The sequence below is a fragment of the Robertmurraya korlensis genome, assembly GCF_023715225.1.
GTDB lineage: Bacteria > Bacillota > Bacilli > Bacillales > Cytobacillaceae > Robertmurraya_A.
The window spans coordinates 1-517 of the sequence record NZ_JAMBNS010000058.1; the positions used below are offsets into that span (position 1 = coordinate 1).

General features: G+C 51.6%; 1 protein-coding gene. It reads left to right on the forward strand.

The genetic code is table 11. The features are described from left to right. Positions 1-43: 43 nt before the first annotated feature. Positions 44-517: nitrilase-related carbon-nitrogen hydrolase (locus M3175_RS25810; protein ID WP_503328627.1), on the forward strand; the 474-nt coding region annotated here is incomplete at its 3' end.

The following is a 517-nucleotide window of genomic DNA, read 5'->3' on the forward strand; positions in this document are numbered from 1 at the left end:
GGCAGGAACCTTGCCCTGCCCGTATCGACCTGACGGTACGCCTGTGGCTGACGGCAAACTTCGGCAAAGCTCACTATTATTTGACCCTGCAGGCGACTGCTTAGCGCGCTATGACAAAATTCATTTGTTCAAAGCCACCGTCAATGATAGCACAGGCAACTATGATGAAGGTAGAACCTTCGAAGCCGGTAATGAGCTCATTGTGGCGGATACCGAGTTTGGCAAAATTGGCATGATGGTATGTTTTGATATTCGTTTCCCCACCCTTGCGGTCAAACTACGCGAACTAGGCGCAGATATACTCACCGCGCCTTCGGCGTTTACTTACCAAACAGGTAAAGCACATTGGCACGCCCTACTCACCGCAAGGGCGCTCGATAGCCAGTGCATGGTCATTGGCGCAGGTCAGACGGGTGACCATGTGGTCAATCCCTCAGCGCCTAGCAACGTTCGCAGCACTTGGGGGCATAGTGAATTTATCAGCAGTCATGGTGAGAGCGTTTTGACACAAAAAATC